General features: G+C 42.4%; 18 protein-coding genes. 7 read left to right on the forward strand and 11 right to left on the reverse strand.

The window, feature by feature from the left end; genetic code table 11:
- Positions 1–157: 157 nt before the first annotated feature.
- The 3 genes from ACTXGH_RS02275 to ACTXGH_RS02285 all read right to left on the reverse strand — a co-directional run bounded on the left by ACTXGH_RS02275 (position 158) and on the right by ACTXGH_RS02285 (position 2,497).
- On the reverse strand, positions 158–631 hold the full coding sequence (locus ACTXGH_RS02275) for a GFA family protein (RefSeq protein ID WP_439260504.1): 474 nt from the start codon (positions 629–631) through the stop codon (positions 158–160).
- Between the two features lie 278 nt (positions 632–909).
- The gene (gene lipA, locus ACTXGH_RS02280) at positions 910–1,953 is read right to left on the reverse strand and encodes a lipoyl synthase (RefSeq protein ID WP_439260505.1); all 1,044 of its coding nucleotides are present in this window, start codon (positions 1,951–1,953) and stop codon (positions 910–912) included.
- 148 nt (positions 1,954–2,101) lie between these two features.
- The gene (locus tag ACTXGH_RS02285) at positions 2,102–2,497 is read right to left on the reverse strand and encodes a carboxymuconolactone decarboxylase family protein (protein WP_439260506.1); all 396 of its coding nucleotides are present in this window, start codon (positions 2,495–2,497) and stop codon (positions 2,102–2,104) included.
- Positions 2,498–2,912: 415 nt separating this feature from the next.
- Here ACTXGH_RS02285 and acnB point away from each other — a divergent pair, with 415 nt between their 5' ends.
- From acnB to ACTXGH_RS02300, 3 genes are all read left to right on the forward strand, one after another.
- Entirely contained in the window at positions 2,913–5,516 is a 2,604-nt protein-coding gene (gene acnB, locus ACTXGH_RS02290; protein WP_439295873.1) for a bifunctional aconitate hydratase 2/2-methylisocitrate dehydratase, read from the forward strand.
- Between the two features lie 188 nt (positions 5,517–5,704).
- Positions 5,705–6,145, forward strand: coding sequence for a DUF805 domain-containing protein (locus ACTXGH_RS02295; protein ID WP_439295872.1), 441 nt, complete (start codon positions 5,705–5,707; stop codon positions 6,143–6,145).
- Positions 6,146–6,319: 174 nt separating this feature from the next.
- Positions 6,320–6,763 carry a PACE efflux transporter gene (locus ACTXGH_RS02300; protein ID WP_439295871.1) on the forward strand — a complete coding sequence of 148 codons (444 nt, stop codon included), beginning with the start codon at positions 6,320–6,322 and terminating at the stop codon, positions 6,761–6,763.
- Positions 6,764–6,870: 107 nt separating this feature from the next.
- Here ACTXGH_RS02300 and ACTXGH_RS02305 read toward each other — a convergent pair whose 3' ends face one another.
- Positions 6,871–7,668: an enoyl-CoA hydratase/isomerase family protein gene (locus ACTXGH_RS02305; protein ID WP_439260510.1), complete on the reverse strand. Its 798-nt coding sequence runs from the start codon at positions 7,666–7,668 to the stop codon at positions 6,871–6,873.
- A 383-nt stretch (positions 7,669–8,051) separates the two neighbouring features.
- Here ACTXGH_RS02305 and ACTXGH_RS02310 point away from each other — a divergent pair, with 383 nt between their 5' ends.
- Positions 8,052–8,864 carry an alpha/beta fold hydrolase gene (locus ACTXGH_RS02310; RefSeq protein ID WP_439295870.1) on the forward strand — a complete coding sequence of 271 codons (813 nt, stop codon included), beginning with the start codon at positions 8,052–8,054 and terminating at the stop codon, positions 8,862–8,864.
- 83 nt (positions 8,865–8,947) lie between these two features.
- Here the strand turns inward: ACTXGH_RS02310 and ACTXGH_RS02315 are convergent, their stop codons facing one another.
- From ACTXGH_RS02315 to ACTXGH_RS02330, 4 genes are all read right to left on the reverse strand, one after another.
- Positions 8,948–10,012 (reverse strand): HpcH/HpaI aldolase/citrate lyase family protein, encoded by a 1,065-nt coding sequence (locus tag ACTXGH_RS02315; protein ID WP_439295869.1) that lies wholly within the window; start codon positions 10,010–10,012, stop codon positions 8,948–8,950.
- Positions 10,013–10,081: 69 nt separating this feature from the next.
- Positions 10,082–11,251, reverse strand: a complete 1,170-nt coding sequence (locus ACTXGH_RS02320) for a cysteine protease StiP domain-containing protein (RefSeq protein WP_439295868.1) — start codon at positions 11,249–11,251, stop codon at positions 10,082–10,084.
- A 37-nt stretch (positions 11,252–11,288) separates the two neighbouring features.
- On the reverse strand, positions 11,289–12,110 hold the full coding sequence (locus tag ACTXGH_RS02325; RefSeq protein ID WP_439295867.1) for an HAD hydrolase family protein: 822 nt from the start codon (positions 12,108–12,110) through the stop codon (positions 11,289–11,291).
- Positions 12,111–12,180: 70 nt separating this feature from the next.
- Positions 12,181–13,473 carry a phosphoribosyltransferase domain-containing protein gene (locus ACTXGH_RS02330; RefSeq protein WP_439295866.1) on the reverse strand — a complete coding sequence of 431 codons (1,293 nt, stop codon included), beginning with the start codon at positions 13,471–13,473 and terminating at the stop codon, positions 12,181–12,183.
- 789 nt (positions 13,474–14,262) lie between these two features.
- On the opposite strand from ACTXGH_RS02330, the gene ACTXGH_RS02335 reads away from it, so the two are divergent.
- Positions 14,263–14,964: a hypothetical protein gene (locus tag ACTXGH_RS02335; RefSeq protein ID WP_439260518.1), complete on the forward strand. Its 702-nt coding sequence runs from the start codon at positions 14,263–14,265 to the stop codon at positions 14,962–14,964.
- 122 nt (positions 14,965–15,086) lie between these two features.
- Positions 15,087–15,827 carry an MHYT domain-containing protein gene (locus tag ACTXGH_RS02340; protein ID WP_439260519.1) on the forward strand — a complete coding sequence of 247 codons (741 nt, stop codon included), beginning with the start codon at positions 15,087–15,089 and terminating at the stop codon, positions 15,825–15,827.
- A 490-nt stretch (positions 15,828–16,317) separates the two neighbouring features.
- Here the strand turns inward: ACTXGH_RS02340 and ACTXGH_RS02345 are convergent, their stop codons facing one another.
- A complete protein-coding gene (locus ACTXGH_RS02345; protein WP_439295865.1) occupies positions 16,318–17,439 on the reverse strand; it encodes an ATP-grasp domain-containing protein in 1,122 nt (373 codons plus the stop codon).
- Between the two features lie 239 nt (positions 17,440–17,678).
- Between ACTXGH_RS02345 and ACTXGH_RS02350 the strand changes: the two genes are divergently transcribed.
- Positions 17,679–18,947, forward strand: coding sequence for a TerD family protein (locus ACTXGH_RS02350; RefSeq protein ID WP_439295864.1), 1,269 nt, complete (start codon positions 17,679–17,681; stop codon positions 18,945–18,947).
- 104 nt (positions 18,948–19,051) lie between these two features.
- Here ACTXGH_RS02350 and ACTXGH_RS02355 read toward each other — a convergent pair whose 3' ends face one another.
- Together ACTXGH_RS02355 and ACTXGH_RS02360 are read right to left on the reverse strand one after the other, a co-directional pair.
- Positions 19,052–19,660: a TerD family protein gene (locus ACTXGH_RS02355; protein ID WP_439295863.1), complete on the reverse strand. Its 609-nt coding sequence runs from the start codon at positions 19,658–19,660 to the stop codon at positions 19,052–19,054.
- Positions 19,661–19,864: 204 nt separating this feature from the next.
- Complete coding sequence (locus ACTXGH_RS02360) at positions 19,865–20,617, reverse strand: TIGR00266 family protein (protein WP_299186313.1); 753 nt, start codon at positions 20,615–20,617, stop codon at positions 19,865–19,867.
- Positions 20,618–20,714 lie beyond the last annotated feature (97 nt).

Here is a 20,714-nt window from a genome sequence, read left to right on the forward strand (position 1 = left end):
GTTAGGTTTGAAGGCTTTACAGATTTATTAAAGTCATAAAAAAGGGTGAATAATGATTATCTGTTATTCACCCTTTTTATATTCTCAGCTGACTGTTTTTAGTGATGATTTCTAGGCTCTGAATTTGAGTTCTAAACCTAGATCCTAAACACAGACACTAACGACTCGCCACTCTTTCAAATATACCCTGGGCAAGCGCTTTAACGATCATTGCCTGACTTTGCACAAAGCCGTTGTATTTTGGCAAATTATCATCCGCATTTCTAACGCGGCGATGATAAAACAGATGCATAGACGGCTGAGGCAAGGCGTCGATATCTGGGTAGTTGTCCGTCGGTACTAATACAAGGTTACCACCTACCGCCATTTCTATACTGGGTTTGTGACAATATTTACAAAGGCCGCGGCTAATATTCGGCGGTAGTTTCCAGCGGCGAAAACGCGTTTTATTTATCTCTAATTCGCTAATATCCGATTTTAGCAAAACTGTAACATCGTTATATGCCTTTCCTGTGTAATCCTGACAAATAGTGCAGTGGCAAATAAAGCGCGCAATAGGCGTATGGGTGATCGTATAGGTATTGCTATAGCAGGAGCAAGAGCCATCTTGTGGGGTAAATTCGCTGCTCATTAGTTAGTCCTTCATTAATAAGAGGGTAAGAGAGTTAGCATCATTTATTAATGCAAAATATAGCACTATCTTAACGTACTAATGTAGTCACTTTGAGTAGAAAAATTGACTAATAGTTTAATTTTTCAATAAGTTAGTTTTCAAGTTCTAAGGCTCATTAGAATCGCTGTATGAAAAAGTAGTATGGTTTTTATAAAAATCCAATAAAAAAGAGACCAATAGTAGGTCTCTTTTTTATGTATAACTAACTTTCTATCACTAGCATAGTCAATCATAGACTAGCAGCCAAGCTTACCTTCAGCTGCCAATGCCTTTTTGCTACGAACCGGCGCAGGGCAGTCCTCGCCGTAATATTGACGATCAGCGAAGTAGCTTGAGCGTACCATTGGACCTGCCCAAATGCTAAAGAAGCCAATCTTTTTACCGTAGTCCATATAGCGCTGAAACTCGTCTGGATGGACATACCGATCGACAGGCGCATGGTTTTTACTCGGCTGTAGATACTGACCAATAGTGATCATATCCACATCATGAGCTTTTAGATCATCGAGCAGCGCATAGATTTCTTCTTCAGTCTCACCGAGGCCAACCATAAAGCCGCACTTAGTGGCGATATCAGGACGACGCTCTTTATAAATCTTAAGCAAATCTAGCGAATGCTGATAGTCAGAACCTGGACGGAAGGCTTTGTATAGACGTGGCACGGTTTCGATGTTGTGGTTAAAGACGTCTGGCGGTGTTTCAGTCAATAAGTCTAACGCAATCTCCATACGACCACGGAAATCTGGCACCAATATCTCGATCAAGCAGTTTGGGCTTAGCGCGCGCGATTCATTCAATACTTCTACAAAATGCCCAGCGCCGCCATCTTTTAGATCGTCACGATCGACAGAGGTAATGACCGCATATTTAAGACCCAAGCCTTGAATGGTCTCAGCAGTGTGACGTGGCTCATCTTTATCTAGCTCGTTTGGACGACCGTGGCCCACATCACAGAACGGACAGCGGCGGGTACAGATATCACCCATGATCATAAAGGTAGCTGTACCATCAGCGAAGCACTGCGGCAGGTTAGGGCAGGCCGCCTCTTCGCAGACGGTATAAAGCTTTTGCTCACGCAAGGTGGCTTTGATACGCGCGACTTCAGCAGGCGACGACATCTTTACCCGAATCCAATCTGGCTTTTTCTTCGCCTCGACGGTCGGGATGACCTTAATTGGGATACGCGCAACTTTGTCGTAGCCACGCAGTTTTTCGCCTTGAATGGCTTTCTTGGGTTTGACCTTCGCAGCAGGTACATGTGTTTGTACGGCAGTTGTCATAATGGAGTTATCTCTTAACCCTTTATACTATAAGGGTTTATGGAATGATCAGAATGTTTGATAAGTGTCGGTATTATAGCAGAAATTTAGGGTTTAATTTTTAGTGAATATTCTTAAGACTACTATGAATTGTTTGACTACCATAGTTTTAAATATCTATATCAATATCCAACTCATTCAGGATTTCTATGGCAGCGCGAAACGCTTCTTGAGTGGCAGGTGCACCGCAGTATGGCAAGCTATGCATCAATACTTCTCGAATCTCAGCGACACTAGCACCATTATTAATGGCACCGCGAATATGGCCTTTGAGCTCGGTCGGACTTTTTTGCGCGATCAAAAAAGCAATGGTTATTAAAGAGCGATATTTACGCGGTAGTACTGAGTCATCTTGCCATGTGCTGCCCCAAGCGTGTTCAATGATCCAGTCTTGTAACGGCTGAGTAAAGCCAGTCGCGCTATCAAGCGAGCGCTTAATATGTGCTTCACCCATTACTTCAGTGCGCACTTGTAGACCATTTTGATAATCGACATTTTCTGTCATTTTAAGCTCCTTCCTATTGTTTTTAATGTCATTATTCCCTATAGATCTTTTCTTTTGTACGGTTCTTATTTATGAATAAAATTTGCTTTTTCAAGTTAGTTTAGCGTATTCATACAGTGTATCTATTTTGTTTAGTATCGACTATCGCCCATTTATATATCTAACTATGATGCTAAAAATAGGCGCCTATTTTTAGCATCATGAGAGGGTAGTTAATCATACAATTGATAGTACTATTTTTATAATAAATGTCCAATATGGCTTTATTCTGTACCTTTTAAAGCCATAGCCATTAACATTGAGAGCATTTTAAGCTATGATTGCACCGAAATTATTTTATAAAGTACATAGACGCAGGCAGTCATACTGACTACCCACGTATTGTGTTAATTCCCAACTAACGAGGACGACTATTGTGTTAGAAGCTTATCGTAAACATGTCGAAGAACGTGCCAAGCTAGGAACTGTACCGCTACCATTAAATGAAAAACAAGTAGCAGAGTTGGTTGAGCTATTAAAAAACCCACCAGCAGGCGAAGATGATTTCTTAATGAACTTGCTAGAAAACCGTATTCCAGCAGGGGTTGACCAAGCGGCTTATGTTAAAGCCGCATTTTTAGCTGCTATCTTAAAGGGCGAAGCCTCATCACCGCTTATCAATAAGAAAAAAGCGGTTGAAATCTTAGGTACGATGCAAGGTGGCTATAACGTACAGCCATTGGTTGCTGCCCTTGATGATAGCGAAGTTGCTCAAGATGCTGCTGAAGCGTTAAAAAAGACTTTGCTCGTATTTGACGCGTTCAATGACGTGACTGAAAAAGCTGAAGCCGGCAACGATATTGCCAAAGAAGTCATACAGTCTTGGGCGGATGCTGAATGGTTCTTGAACCGCGCCGAGGTACCAAAGAAATCAACTTATACGACGTTTAAAGTCACAGGCGAAACCAACACCGATGACTTATCTCCTGCGCAAGACGCGTGGAGCCGTCCTGATATTCCACTGCATTCATTAGCCATGCACAAAAACTCTCGCGACGGCATCAATGCTGACGAAGAGGGCGTTGTTGGTCCGATGAAGCAAATCGAAGCGCTGAAAGAAAAAGGCCACCCACTTGCGTACGTTGGTGACGTGGTTGGTACGGGTTCTAGCCGTAAGTCTGCGACCAACTCAGTACTATGGCTGATGGGCGAAGACATTCCGAATGTGCCCAACAAACGTGGTGGCGGTCTAGTATTAGGTAACAACATTGCTCCTATCTTCTTTAACACTATGGAAGATTCTGGCGCATTGCCAATTGAGAAAGTGGCGGTTGATAACCTAAATATGGGCGATGTGTTTGACATCTATCCACATGATGGCAAAATCACTAAGCATGACTCAGATGAAGTTATCTCTGAATTTAAATTGAACTCACCAACGTTGCTTGACGAAGTGCGTGCTGGTGGCCGTATTCCATTGATCGTTGGTCGCGGTCTAACCAACCGCGCTCGTGAGTACATGGGTCTTGGTCATTCAGATGTCTTTGCTAAGCCTGAAGAGCCAGCCGATACTGGTAAAGGCTTTACCCTTGCGCAAAAAATGGTTGGTAAAGCGTGTGGTCTAGAAGGCGTACGTCCTGGTATGTATTGTGAGCCAAAAATGACCACAGTTGGTAGTCAGGATACTACTGGTCCGATGACTCGTGATGAGCTAAAAGATTTAGCATGTTTGGGTTTCCAAGCGGACCTCGTCATGCAGTCATTCTGTCATACCGCCGCTTATCCAAAGCCAGTTGACGTTGAGACTCAGCATACTCTACCTGACTTTATCATGAACCGTGGCGGTGTGAGCTTACGTCCGGGCGATGGTATTATTCATTCGTGGTTGAACCGTATGCTTCTTCCAGATACCGTTGGTACTGGTGGTGACTCGCACACGCGCTTCCCAATGGGTATCTCGTTCCCAGCGGGTTCTGGTTTGGTTGCATTCGCTGCTGCGACTGGTGTGATGCCTCTAGATATGCCTGAATCTGTGCGTGTCCGCTTCGTTGGCGAGCGTCAGCCTGGTATCACACTACGTGATCTCGTGCATGCCATTCCTTATCAAGCGATCAAAGAAGGTTACTTGACGGTCGACAAAAAAGGCAAAATCAACGAGTTTAACGGTCGTATCCTTGAGATCGAAGGTTTAGAAGACTTAACCGCTGAGCAAGCGTTTGAGCTATCTGATGCCTCCGCTGAGCGAAGTGCTGCTGGTTGTACCATTACCTTATCTGAAGAGTCAGTGACTGAGTACTTAAACTCAAACATCACGTTGCTTAAGTGGATGATCTCAGAAGGCTATGGCGACGCGCGTACTATCAGCCGCCGTATCGAACAGATGCAAGACTGGCTTGCCAACCCAAGCCTGATGCGTGCTGACGAAGACGCTGAATATACTATCGATATGACTATCGATATGAACGAAATCAAAGAGCCGATCCTGTGCTGCCCGAATGATCCAGACGATGCCAAAACTTTGGCAGATGTGGCAGGCGATACCATTGATGAAGTATTCATTGGTTCGTGCATGACCAACATCGGTCACTTCCGTGCGGCAGGTAAACTGCTACAAGACGTACCAGCAGGTAGTCTCAAGACTCGTCTATGGATTGCGCCACCGACTAAGATGGATGCGCGCCAGTTGATGGAAGAGGGTTACTACAACATCTACGCACAAGCAGGCGCTCGTACTGAAATGCCAGGCTGTTCACTATGTATGGGTAACCAAGCGCGTATCGCACCGAAGTCTACTGCCGTTTCGACCTCTACTCGTAACTTCCCGAACCGTTTGGGTCAAGGCGCAAACGTTTATCTGGCTTCAGCTGAGCTTGCTGCGGTCGCTGCGGTACTGGGTAAACTGCCAACCAACGACGAGTACCAGCAGTACGCTGGTATGCTAAATAGCATGGGCGATGAAGTCTATCAATATATGAACTTCGATCGTATGGAAGAGTATACTGAAGAAGCGGATAAAATTAACGTTGCTCAGTTGACCTAGTTTTTCATTTGAAAGCTTTTTAATCTTTTGAAAGAAAACCCCGTATCGAAATGATGCGGGGTTTTTTTATAACTACAAAATACTTTAATAACGGTTTGCAAACTTTTATTGAGTGTTTATAATTTAAGGAGCCAGTTAAAATCTTGAGTTGCCGATTCTACCGTTACAAATAAATGATGACAACCCCTATGGAAAATAGAAATATGCTCAATAAAGCGACGCCGCCACCCTTACCACAGAATACTATCAATAATAATGCCGCCGAAGCGAACTACGGAATTATTGATTGGTTTAAAAAAGCCTTGAGAAATTATGTCAATTTCTCGGGCCGTGCTCGCCGTAAAGAATTTTGGTATTTTTTCTTAGTACAATTGGGTTTAACTATCCTTGCAATGATAGTAGATGCCATAATATTTAGTTCAGAGACGGGACTGTTTTATATTATAGTAGCGTTTGGCTTGTTTCTGCCAGGTTTGGCGGTGACTGTGCGCAGATTACATGATACTGGTCGTTCAGGATGGTGGTTTTTGATATCGTTTGTGCCGCTTATAGGCGGTATCATATTATTAGTGTTTATGGCAAGCGATACCAAGCATGAAACCAATCAATGGGGTCCACCAGCAAAGTAAGCGTTTTACTGGCGCTTATCTAACGATAAAAGCACTAACTGATTTTCCCAGTTATCTTCTGTATAATATAAGGGCAGGCGGAAACCGTGGCTCTGCACTTTTTTACTTTTTCTATCTCGGGACGGACCGATACTTTAATTATGCACTTATAATCCAGGTGCTTTGGAGTCTTGGTTGATTACTTTATCCCCTCTCAAACGTCGCATCGTTTATGTGGTTATCTTTGAAATTATCGCTATTATCTCGTCCACTTATGTATTGATGAAACTTAGCGGTAGCAATGCGGCAGAGTCTTTGCCAGTCGCGGTGATGGTGTCATTGGCAGCGGTAATTTGGAACTTTATATATAACACCGCTTTTGAAGCATGGGAGCGGCGCCAACAGGTGGCAAAGCGTACGTTATTAATCCGCAGTATTCATGCATTGGGGTTTGAAGGCGGCTTGGTATTGGTTTGCCTACCGATTTATATGATTTGGTACGATGTTGGTTTGCTAGAAGCCTTCATGATGGAGGTGGCATTACTGCTTTTCTTCTTAGTTTACACTTTCGTTTTTACCTTAATTTTTGACAAGATATTTACCTTACCAAACCATCATAAGCCAGCCCCTGCTTCTTAAACAGCACCAATATATCAAAGTACTGCTTATTATTTATAAACTATGCTCAAAAAAAGCTGCCTATTATTGGCAGCTTTTTGAGTAATTTATACAGATATAAAGAGGTGTTATTTGCCTTGATAAACTGGCTTGCGCTTTTCGATAAAGGCGGTTACCCCTTCAATAAAATCATCGGTTTTGGCCAGCATGGCTTGCTGCTGTACTTCCCTATCTAGGGCTTCGTGTAGGCCAGAATAGGCATGGGTATTAAGAGAGTCTTTCATGATAGACAGTGCTTTACCGGGCAAGGCACTCAGACGAGAGGCGAGCTTTAGTACTGCGTCATCTAACGCCTCGGCAGTGACAACTTGATTGACTAGATTTAAGTCAGCCATATCTTGTGCGCCGATTTTATCTCCCAGCATGACAAGCTCGGTAGTCTTGGCAGGACCGACTAGCTGATTTAATAAGTACACACCGCCAGCATCAGGTATGAGACCAATATGGACGAACGCTTGGACAAATTTGGCGTTGTCTGCGGTGATACGAAAATCACAGGTAAGCGCCAAGTTCATGCCAGCGCCCGCGACAGCACCTTCGAGCTTGGCGATAATAGGCTTGGGGATACTACGCAGCTTTAAGCTGACTTCGCCTGCGCCTTCGACCATACCTTTTAGTTTATTGGAAATTACCTCTTTGTCGATGCCTTCAGACAGCATCTCTTTGATATCACCGCCGCTTGAGAAGTTACCGCCAGCACCTTGTAAGATAATTACCCGAACGTCATCATCAGCGTCGGCCTGCTTAAGCGCTGTTAGTACACTTTCTTTAAGAGGGGTACTAAAGGCGTTTAGGCTCTTTGGATCATTTAGGGTAATAGTGGCGATATGATTTTCGCTTTGATACTCAACGAGAGATTGGAGCATTTTGGATTTCCTTGTCTTATATAGTTGTTTATATCTATTAGCAGTCAATACAAAGAGAAGATAATAAGTCGGTTCTACTAATGCCAATTACTATAGCAGCTTGCTATGATTATAAAAGCAGGTTCTGTGAGCGCTAAAGCCACAGTAAGATAAATAATATATAGAAGATTATGAATCAGGGGTCAGTCTCAACACTTGATAAAAACAATGTATTTATTTAAATTTGCTTACATTCATTACGAAAAACCCTACTAGGCGACAGAGGGTTTGTGTCTTATGCTGAAGCATAAAAACCTGTATATAAAAATACTCACAAACAAGCCAATCGCTTTTTGCTTATAAACAACTATAGTTAATTGACTACATCAGACAAGGACGCTTCTATGCCACATATACAAATCAACAATGCCGATATTTATTACGAGGACAGTGCACCCAACGATCAGAATAAACCGGTCATGGTATTCGCTCATGGTCTGCTGTGGAGCTCACGAATGTATGATAAGCAGGTCGCTTATTTCAAAGAAGATTATCGCTGTATTGCTTTTGATTTTCGCGGGCAGGGACAGTCGCAGGTCACCAAAACTGGTTATGATATGGACTCTTTAACTGATGATACCATTGCGCTACTGGACGCTCTTGATATTGATAGTTGCCACTTCGTAGGCTTGTCAATGGGTGGGTTTATTGGGCAACGAATCGCTATAAACCGTCCAGAACTTCTGTCCTCTTTGATACTACTTGAGACATCATCTGATCCTGAAGATCCCAAAAATGTCCCGCAGTACCGTAAACTCATTACCGCGATCCGATGGTTAGGGATGAAACGAGTCAGTAAAAAAGCGTTGCCTATTATGTTTGGCAGTAGTTTTTTGGCAGATAAATCGCGCAAATCTGAATGCAAAGAGTGGCTTGCGCAGATTCAAGACAATCATAAGGTTGGGGTGAGTAAGGCCACAATGGGCGTCATCGAACGTAACGGAACCTATGAGCAGCTGGGAAGTATCACTACGCCAACACTGATCGTAGTCGGTGATGAAGATGCTGCAACCCCTTATTCAAAGTCTGAGCGCATGCACTTTGCCATTAAAAGCTCTAAGTTTGCAGTCATTAAGCGCGCCGGTCATACAGCGACTGTAGAAGAGCCTGAGCAAGTAAATACTGTGATAAGTAAGTTTTTAGAGTGCTGCGTGTAGTATATAAAGTCTAACCTAAAAAAACCGCTGCCCTAACGGGGTAGCGGTTTTTTTAGGTTAATGTACCGTATAAATCATCAATCTTATAAACGGGGTTTGTAGTCACTATTGCCATCATTAATTGTGCCAAACACTTCGGCACGATTCACCACTTCATGCGCCCAAGCGCGATGTGTCGCAGGCTCTAACATCGTATTGTTATATTTAAATACCGCTTTTGCTTCACTATGGAGTATCGCTTGCGCCTCATCCAACATACTAAGCGGCACGCAGTAAGCTTGCTGCACCAAAGCAATCTGACTTGGATGGATGACGGTTTTACCGACTAAGCCCAAGCTGACATCGCGTGTCAGCTCTTGCATAAACAGCGTTGGTTGATCTAAATACTCAAACACGGGCGCGCTAAGATAAAAACCATGCGGTACAAAGCAGCCAAGCAGTTGATAAGCGAGCGTACCAATCGGAGTATCATAGACGACACTGTCCTTTGGACGGCGCAAACGCAGCGCGGCAAACAAGTCGTTGCCACCAATGCGTAAGGCATAGACGGGCTGATTAAAGGCTTCTTTAAAACCAATCGCCAACTCTTGATTGTGATGCGGATTAAATAAAGCGGCAGTCTCCAAAGTTGGCATCAATAACTGCTCCGTGCTGACATTTTGGCAGGACATACGCCAATTCGACAAGCTATACATATCGACTTTGGGCATGACAAAACCATCGACAAGATCAATATGAGCAAAATCTGCAAGTTGTTGTAGCATCATCGGATTACGTGGGCGTACAAAGACTAGCGGCCGCGTTGGTTGCTGCGTTTGAATATCCGTCTGTCTTGAAGGCTTATTAATGCCATCGACGTGTAATGCCCACGTATGGAGTAGTGCTTGCAAGCGCTCAAGTGCCAACTCGACATCGCTATGGCTAACGGCATCTTCTAAACAAATAATAATGCTATTAATCGTCGGTAATTTATCACGCTTGATGACTTGCCAAATGTCTTGACGGGTAGCAGGCATATAAAGGCTTGCGCCAAGCTGATAGGGATGATAAGTGTGCGGCTTGATCATAGCATGACGTTCAGTGATCAGATGCTCATAAGACTGTGTGTGGCTATAAATATTTGTTTCGTTGTTTGGCGTATCTGACATAGTTGGCATCGTAAATAAGGATAAATGAGAAAGTATAAAAGGTGACAAAGAGTAGAAGATTACAAGGCGCTAATCGTCTTTGCCGCGCTGCTTAATAAGAGTGATGGCTTGATAAGGCAGTATTTTAGCACCTAAAACACTGATAGCAATATTACGCTCGCTACATAAATGACGTAATAGCACCGTGTCAGGGTGCTCAGCAGTTGCTAACAAGATACGCTCAGGGTCGCGGCGTAATATCGCTCTTGTCGCCTCTGCAATCGTTGGCTTAATGCGATTACGGTTGGCAATGTCATAGTCCGCTGCGATTTTATCTATCAGCTCGGCGGTCTGATATCGGGGCTGCGTAAACGTCGGCAAACATTGCTCTGCTATCGTCAGTGCTCGTCGCGCGTTATCGATTTGCTCGATAAATTTTAGGCTATGGTCTGCCTCTACCAAATTATCATAAAACACGCTGCGATGTAGCCCTGATTGCGGCTCGGTATACAAACTACGAGAGATCAGCCCCGATACGGTACTATTAAGTAATCCTGATGGGATTAGCCAGTCATCAGTACTGGCTGCCAGCCAAGCGACTCCTGCTGGATCAGCCAGTGTTAATAAAGGAATGGTGCCCTTACCTTGATGATAAATACTGGCAAAATATGGATGGTTGGGGTTACTAAAGGCTTCTAAACTGTGCGCCAACTCTTGGTAAATGGCGCCTTTACCCGTCCAGCCATCGACAAATACGATGGGACTGTTTGGATAAGCCTCCAATATCATCTGCAGTGCGACTGAGTCAAGACCGCGATCACGAATGATGCTGACGCCATAATGCACACTGGACAAAGCATAGCTGCTATTGGCATCGGCTAAGGCTCGCTGCAACAATACCCCAACTGGCAAACCTGCTCGTACCAAGCTGACCAGTACTAACGGACACTCATCATGAATAGTGTGCTGAAAAGTATGATGTAGCGTATGGGCCAAATGAGCAATATCAGTCGCGCATCTATTTGTGCCTTGAGCTAGGGCTTGCGCGTATAGCTGCTCATGCATGGCGGTCGGTGCTTGCTCTAGGGTTAGCATGTCTGAATAATGACGCTGACCACTTTGAATAAGGGCTTCTTTTTGACTGACTGGCACATCGGCCACCGTCTCTTTATCGACGATATCAAGCAGTACCGTCACATCACTGGCAAGATAGCTGCCTGAGCTGTATTTTTTTAGTTGTTGAATATTGGGGTGGGTCATAGAAGGTTTTTTCTCGTATAAGCTATTGTTATTATAATTACTGAGAACTGATATTGTCGTGCAGCTGACCATGATTGGGCATACCGTACCAATCTAATAGCTGTAAAAACGGCAAATCGGCTAAGCTATCACCAAAACCAAAACTTGGTCGTTGACTGTCTAAATGATGGTCTAGTAAAAACTGTACGGCATGACGCTTATGCACTGCATGCGGCAGTATGGCAAGATTGTTAGCATTTACGTGGACATAAAAATCTTGCTCAAAATCACGTATCAATGTAGGCAGCTTCTTGGCCAACTCTACCAATGCTTGATGGTCCTTTTGTGCATGTTTAATCGCTAGATAAATGGTCAGCTCTTCATTAACAGACCCATTACTAAAACTGTCGATATGCGGTGTAAATACTAGCTGACTGTCATCGTTTTTACTATGGTTTGCAAATACTTGGCTTAATTGGTGCAGTTTATCTTGTAAGGGTACAAGCTCGTTATACATATGCTGCTGCCACGTGCTTAATAGCTCACCATCAGAAGTTAAAATAATCGCTCCGTGAGTTAAGACTTGCCAGCTGTTAAAAGGCAATTTAACGCGTTTAATCTCATAGCGGTCGCGTGCAGTGACGACTATTAAGTCAGTGCTCACAAGTAGCCAGTTAAAGAAATTAGCTTGGCGCTGACTCATAAAGCTCAATGATGCGTCTTGTTTGTTGACCGCGGCGCATACTAAGTGTTCGGTTTCAGAAGTGGGTAAACCCCACGCATCAATTTTACGCTGAGTTTGAAACAGCGTATCGTCCAAATCCATAAGTGTATAAGGTTTGATGATGTCAGGGTTGGTCTTAAAAAACGGGATAGTCATAAAAGTGTCCGTAAATGATGAGTGTGAAAATCAGAACATAACCTAGTCAGAGCACAACTTGGAGAGTAGTCTAAAACGTAGGACTCACCACCAACACATTATCCAAACTTTGCCACATTCCATCGACACTATCAGCAGGTGTCTCCACACACAGTACAATCAAGTCCCAATCTTTTGGCTCAACGTTATAGACAAAGTTGGTCATACCAAGCCCATAATTATCGTTAAAGCTCATCATTGTACTAATCGCACCACCAGGCGCAATGGGTGAGCGTGTTAATGCACTAAATTTGACGGCTGGTACTGTTTCAGAGCCTTGTATTTGTGTCTCTTTTTCAAGCCATTCCGCCAATAAAAACGGCAACCAAACAAATTCATTACTGCCCAAAACCAAAATCCGCTCAGGCAACTGTTTTTGTTCAAACTGTAAATGACCACTAAAGTGAGTGAATGCCTTTTGAAACTTTAATAGATAGTCAGCGAACCCATCTGTACTATCGAGGGTCGGGAAGCGTCCCCAATTACCAGTGTTTCCTAAAGGCTGACTACCGGCATCAGTAGTGTCAACCGGTGGCATGATAATTGCTCTAGGGTTAGGAGTATCTGTCCATTGCCAAGTACCTGACAGCAAATGATGACGTTGGAAGTCAATATTAGGTAGACATGCTGATACCTGATCAGAGACTGGCTCGTCTGCGTCAGTTGCAGTCTGGGTCTGATTTAGGGACCAATCAACCAACGTGGTGAGATGTACTTGTTCTAGCTTTGAGAGTCCTGAGTTGCGTAAAGCTGTCACCACATTAATGCAAGTATTGCCTGTCGACGCTTCGTCATCAACCATGACAAGTGTTCTGCTGGCAAGTAGCTGTGCTTGTATGGCTTTATCAGCGCTTTTATAGATCAGATGCTGACTGGCATGACTATGATCTTCGCTAAAGGTGGTTAAGAGGGCGTTTTCGTCACCGTCTGCATGCTGTGCATGACGAGTAGAGTTTAGCAGAAAGGCATTTGGATAGCGCGTTTGTAGCGCTTGATGAACACCAGCAGATAAACCAACGGCAGTTTCTGCCATCCCAATGACTAAAATTGGCTCAGGCAAGTCACTAGGAATTGAGTTTGCCAAATCAGTAAACGCTTGGCGCATGGTAGTAGGCGCAACTGGAATATGACGCCCCAAGACTTTTGATACAAACAAAAATGCACGCTTTGGATTGATACGCTGCGCAAATCCAAGTAAATCTTCTAACTGATAATGGTCGTTTTGCTCTAAGTCATTATCACTTGTCACACCTTTAGTTTGGTAGGTCAAACTTAGTGTACCGCGAGGTAGGGCGATGGTTGTATGCTGCTGCTGAGATGACATTGATGTTCCTTTAAATTTTCAATTTTGTAGAGCGACGATTGGGGCATATGATAACTAAAATGTCATTATAACGCGCAAGTTTTATACTTTTTACAATAACAGCAGAAGTAAAATAAATATAAGTATATTAGTAAACTAAATGCCTATTACGTTTATTCGGATTAACGAATTTAAATAAAATAGGCATTAGTTTTTATTTAATTTTGGCTTCTTTATTAGTCGAATGTCATTTATCGGAAGAAACATCCCTTTATCGGATGATATTGTGCTAAAGCTTGCTAGTGTTTATTCCTTCAGTAATAATATTGAAAAACCATTCCATAGAACAGATGCTAGATTTTTTAGTAATATTAAGAAAAGATAAAAGAATATTTTTCAAATTAATAAAAACATAACTACTATCTTTATTAATTTGAAAATAAATATTAGTAGAGAGAATATATAACAATTTAATCTGTAAGCTAATATTTATAGCTGATACTCACTTTGTTAAATCAGTAATTCTATATCTTTAAAACTAGTTTGATGCCTACGTTTATGTAGATAGAATTCATAAGGTTAGACTAAAGAAACTATGGAATGACTATATATTATAACTTATAAAACCGAAGGTTTTGGCTAGATATAATTATAATTTTTATAAAAAAATACTGCAATTTTTATAAAAATTATAAACCAAATATATAATGCTACTATAAACCGTATATGCCATTTATTTTGACTATGAACTTTGTCTAAATAGCTTGGTACTAAAAAGTCTAGCTATATTTACAAAAAAAGGAGTGGTCTTTGAAATTTTCTTGTGCATTAGAAACGTCATCTGAACGCATTCGCCTAGTTAACGTAATCTCGCCTCTTATTAAAGCAGGTTATCAACTAGTATCGCAAAAACAAGAACCATCAGAAAACGGTGGAAATATTATTCATGTGGTCGCTAGAAGTCAAGGATCAAAAACACAAGCTGATCTGGTCGACGACTTATCCTCTATCGCAGGCTGTACGCTCTTCAATTTAGAAATCTCTGACGAAGAAACTGAAGCACCAACCAAAAAAGCGATGGATGAAAAAGATGTTTTGGCGACTATCGGTGCTCAATATCCCAATATAGTTAATGTGGTCAACCAATACGCTGACAGTTTAGCAGACAATAAGCGTGCGACTGCGTTACACGAACTAGGCCGTAAGGTTGGCGGTGGTATCTATCAACGCGATTATGCGCTTGGGAGTCCGTTAAAAAAATCTGTTGCCATCAGTCGAGAGCTTGTTCCAGCGTTGAAAAGTTTTGCTAAAGTTAAAGCTAATGAAAACATGATTAGTTTAATTAGATGTCCGTTTTGTGGTTCGTCAACTAGCAGTCATTCAAGTTGTGACTTTGTAGTAGGTTACATAGAAGGCTTTTTAACGGCCAATCCTGCAGTAGGTAAAGCAAGTGTTGAGGAGACCAGCTGTGGAGCTGGAGGTAACAATACTTGTGAGTTTAACATTAGATAAAATAGTCGCTCATAGTTAGTTTAGCCGCTATAAACAAAAATAGTAGATGTATTAAGCACCTCGGTTCAACCAAACCAGCATGGTCTTATGCTCAACTTTTATTACATATGAAGGATAAAAAAATGATTGAAGTTCAATATGACATGCTTTTGGTGTTTGTCTCATACGCGATTGCAGTATTTGGCTCTTATGTTGGTTTAAACCTTGCTATTCGTGTTCCAGCTGCAAAGCCAGGCGCAGATCTGTATTTTTGGGTAGCTTTATCTGCCATCGCTATTGGTGGTGCCATCTGGTCAATGCATTATATCGGTATGATGGCAGTCGATATGCAGATGCCAGTGACTTATGATGTAGGTATGACGATTGCTTCTATGATACTTGCGTTTGTGTTCGTTGCAATTGGAATCGTTATTGTAGGTCGCGGTACACCAAGTATTGCTAAGTTATTAGGCGGTGGCACACTAGCGGGTCTTGGTGTTGCAGCCATGCACTATACTGGTATGGCATCAATGCAGATGGAAGCGACCATGTCGTATAATACAACACTTCTAATCGCTTCAATTATTATTGCTATCGTAGCTGCTACCGCTGCACTATGGTTGGCGTTTAACTTACGCGGTAACTTACAACGTTTTGGTAGCGCGTTCATTATGGGAATCGCGGTTTGCGGTATGCATTATACAGGTATGGCTGCGATGGAAATGACCCATACAGGCGATATGATGTCTATGGGCTATACCAATTCAGGTGCATTCACCTCATCACTGACTATCTTTATTAGCTCAGTCATTGTATTAAGCTTACTATGGGCTGCTGCCTCTTATAACGCACCTAAAAAAGCGACACTAGTGTTTGGCGAATAATAACAAGCTAATAACACTCTTATAGTTAAACCATAAAAAAGGTTTTTAGATTTATATCTAGAAACCTTTTTTTGTGCCTGAATACTTAAGCCAGCTTTAGCTATACGGTAAAAGGGTTATAAGTGAAACTGTTTTAAGGTTGCCGCGTTAAATAAAAGACTACTTAAATTGACGTTATAGGCTTAGGATTTTTTACATTGTTCTTATATAGTAGGTTTAACTTAAACGTGTTGCAGCGATACTGGGATGAATTTTGCGCAGTCTCTAAGAACGCAGCAAGCAAGGAAAATTTATCCCAGTATCACGTTTGAACTTATGACAGTTTTATTTTCAACTGACTATATGATCTGAATCATTGTCTTTATTCTCACCTCTGCCGTACTGTGTTGACGTCTTTTCATAGTAGATTTTATGGAATACAATCTTGATGCGGAAGCAGTTTCTCGCCGAACCCAATATTTTCGAGTAATACTAGATGTCTTAACTCATTCTAAACTTTCACACTCGTCGTAATTGAGCGCACCTGACAGGGGGTAATCTGCTCGATGATGTCAGCTAATTTTGGCTTAGCTGTTAGTCCTAACCAATAGGCAAACCCTACTTGGGTTAAATCTACACCGCTATGAGCCGTATAGCTAATACCACCTGATGGGCGACTGTTAATCTCAAGGACACGGTGCTGACCATTATCATCCGCCTTGGTCTGTACACTAACAATACCATCACAACCAAAAGTTTTAATCAATGGCATAACGACGTCCATGACTGACTGCTCGTAGCCGATATGCTGGATTTTCCCTGTTTTATGGCGAGTGATTGCGGCTAAGACTTCGCCATATTCACAGACCACATCGATAGAATATTCCTGCCCTGATAAGTAAGGCATCAGTAACATAGGAATAGGACGCTCATGCACCATCTGACTGTTTGTATAGGCATTCACAAACTGTTCAATATTGATTTTCTTACTGTCTGTAAAATACAGATGCTCAAAACTATCATATTGTTCGTTAGCTGCTTTGCCAGTATCTAATCGCCAAAATCCTTGAGCAAAAATACCAGTAACCGGTTTTACACATAGTGGTTGATGACCATGTTTAGCCAGTAACGCTTCAAGCTCATCAGTAGTGTCAAAGCGCCAAGCGTCTGCCACGGGGATATCATGCGTATGACACTGCTGCATAAACGCAAATTTATCTTCAATTGACGCTAGTGCCTCTACGCTGGTTGCACCCGTTAATAAACGAATACCTGCTGTGTCAAATGCTTTACGCTGCACTTCGTAGTCAATTCCATTACGACCAGTCAAAAGCACCTTTACGTTGTGTTGTTTTGCATGCTCTAATACAAATTGCCAACGCGGCATGTCAGGTTTTAAGGCTGAGTCTTGATCGTCATCTATTAACACGCCAGTAGGCTCTTGATAAGTCAAATCAGCAAATTCAAAAATCTCAGGACGATGATGTCGATGTGAGGCAATCACATCAAATGGGGTGTTAGAACGAGTTTTTAGGGTTTGTAAGCTAGATAACATATCGCGCTGGCTTGATTGTCCTTCAGCAAGCCAAGCCGCGCTTAAATCATACTGATATTCATTGTCTTGGTTGTCCATAAATCTCTCAACGTCGTTTGGTTTGGCGTACTATGTTCACAGTCATTATATACAAATGTGGCAAATTATAAATCATTATGCAAGTAATGCACGACAGCTGATGTAGTAGATTTCAAGCTTAACCATAACAAGCGTATTCTCATTCAGCAGCTGCTAAAAATTGAGTCATATCCATGCTACTATAAGACGATAATAAGGCTAAAAATATCTCAACTGTATAACCATATAAAGGATAAATCATGAGTCAAACCCTAGTTGCAGGTGCCAATGCGCCATTACCAAATGACAATATTAGTATTAGAATTTTGAGTCAAAATGCGATTGATTGTGCCGCTTATCGTCTGACAAACAGCGGCAAAGTCCGCGGTGATGGCGATATGGTGTTTTATGGTCAAAAAAGTAGTGATGATAATAGCGTCAGCTTTCGAGGTCATGACAGTGATGGGTTTTTTGATATCAATTTGCCTGCGCAGCCTGCAAGCATCGAAAAAATAGCCTTAGCATTTTCTAGTGGGCAGACGCTGGCGCAACTGGGTGATGTCGACATTCAAGTATTGCAAGGCAGTCAGGTACTGATGACTTGCCAGCTTAGTAGCGCTGGACGTAATGAAAAAGCCATCATTCTGGCAGAATGCTATCGCAGGCAAGGTAGCTGGAAATTTCGCTTTATTGCTCAAGGTTTTGAAGGTGGACTAAAACCATTATCCGAGCATTTCGGTGTTGAGATTGCAGATGAAGCGCCAGTTCAGAACCAGTCACAAAATCAACCACAGAGTCAATCACAATCTATCAATACCCAAAGACCTATCAACACCCAAAAAGCGGGTAGTGCAAGTCAAGCAAGCATACCGCCGCCGATTCAGACCAGTCCTGCAATCAATTTAAGTAAAATTACCTTAACCAAAAACCAGTCCAGCATTAACCTCAAAAAACGCGATGACTTTGGTAAAATATCAGTTAATTTGGATTGGAATCAGCGCCCAAATACGGATAAGGCAGCGCCCAAAAAAGGCTTACTAGGCGATCTATTTAAGCAGCATGGTAAAGGCGGTATTGATCTTGATGTCGGTGCGATGATTCATCTGAAAAATGGCGAAAAAACACTGATTCAAGCACTAGGCAATCGTTTTGGTAGTTTGCAATCAGCGCCTTATGTATTGTTGCGTGCTGACGACAGAACTGGACAGGTAAGTGGTGGCGAGTGGCTCGATATTAATGGTCAGCAATGGGCACAAATCGAAGAGGTGTTTATTTTTGCCTTTATCTATGAGGGCGCACCAAACTGGGCGCAGACGGATGGGGTGGCGACGATACATGTGCCAGAACAACCACCGATTGAAACTCGCTTAACCGAAGGCGCTGGTAATCTACCAATGTGTGCTATTGCGCGTTTGGTAAACCAGCAAGGCAGTATTAACGTTGAACGCATCAATCAATATTTTAAAGGTCATCAAGAAATGGACAAAGCTTTTAATTGGGGCTTTAGTTGGAAGCGCGGGCGTAAGTAATATTTAGCCCCGATATTTAAATAAAAAACAGCCCGTCTATGCATAGCATACGGGCTGTTTTTTTATAATCACAATACAATTATAGCAGACTGTGCTTAAACCTATTATGCATGTGGCGTGATAGCAGGCATCAAATCATGAAAGGTACGACCAGAAGCAGTTTCACCAATAGCGTGCATCTTCCATTCATTATTATGGCGATACACTTTTGCCATAATCATCGCTGTATGACTGCCTTGTGCAGACAAGTTATAACGTGCCACTTCTGAGTTGTTGTCAGCGTTGACGATACGGCAAAAGGCATTTTCTACTGTCTCAAATGTCTGTCCAGTAAAGCTATTGACAGTAAAAACCAGTGATACTACCTTAGTAGGAACTTTTGCAAGATCGACGTTGATCACTTCGTCATCACCGTCGCCGTCGCCTGTGCGGTTATCACCAGTATGAACAATACTGCCATCTTTTGACTTAAGCTGACTGAACCATATGGCATCGACAGGCTGTTTGTTGTTATCAAACATAATGCATGAGGCATCCAAATCGATTGAGTCGCCGCCAGTGCCGCCACCAAATAACTTACCTAAGAAGCCACCTTTTTTGTCTTGGGGTCCTTGTGCGACATCCCAGCCAAGACCTAGCTTGACTTGGGTAAGGTTGCCGCCAGCTTCTTTGCTTAAGGATATTTTTTGACCCTTTTGTAAACTAACTGCCATGATGAGATCCTTATACCCTCTCAAAAATTATGATTAGCTGCGTCAAACTTGCTTAGTCTATGATGCGTAGTTCTACGATGCATAGTACGGACACTTATTTTCCTTGCTACTCGCATTTTTGTCGATAGTATTTTAGTAATTGTAAGTGGAATATTTAAATGTTGATTACTGTAGTTAGCCATTCATTTTGCTTATAAAGTTTGCTTATAAGATGTTATCTAAAAAACCACCATTGCCGCCGCGACCACCCGAACTGCTACCTAAGATACTTTGTAGCCAGCCCTGATAACTGTCTCGATTACGTGAACAAATAATGATCTTACCAGTGCCTGAAAAGTTTAGCACCATACCTTCACCACTAGTGACTGAATTGATGATATTACTCATAATACCTTTTTTCTTACTGGTTGAGACCGACAGCTTGTAATCAAGGTTTGAGTCCCAGCAGACTACATGCCCATTATCGATAATGACATCTTTGTCTGGCGTCACATCAATCTCAAACAAGGAGCCAAAGCCAGAGACAACGACTTGACCTTTACCTTGGGTCTGCATGACCATAAAGCCGCCCGTATCACCAAACACCGCACCGCCGAGGTTACGCTGAATATTTGCTCTGATATCGACCCCTGTCTGTGCGGCGACAAAGGCGCCATCACTCAGAGTATACTGCTGAGTACCGACGTCCAGTATCTGCATATCGCCATCCAGTGTTGGCGCAAGTAGGCAGTCACCTTCACCATTGACCGCTTCTATCTGTTGTTGAAACAGTGATTCATCATTAGCAAAGCGGCGCATTAACGATTGCATCAATCCACCTTGCATTTTACCTTTTAGCTCAAGATTGGACTCCATCATTACCATGGCATTGGCTTCGCAATAAATCGAATCGCCTTTTTTAAGGTTACAATGCAAAAATGGTTCGATAGTTCCGATTAAGCTAAACGTAGCAGTCATGAATGAAAAATCCTTCTAATTCTATATTGATTATAAACATCTTACTAAGCAATTATATTCAAATATTTTACGTAATCATCTATATTTAAAGCCATCA

The organism is Psychrobacter sp. 1Y10, assembly GCF_052259005.1.
GTDB classification, from domain to species: Bacteria; Pseudomonadota; Gammaproteobacteria; order Pseudomonadales; family Moraxellaceae; genus Psychrobacter; species Psychrobacter saeujeotis.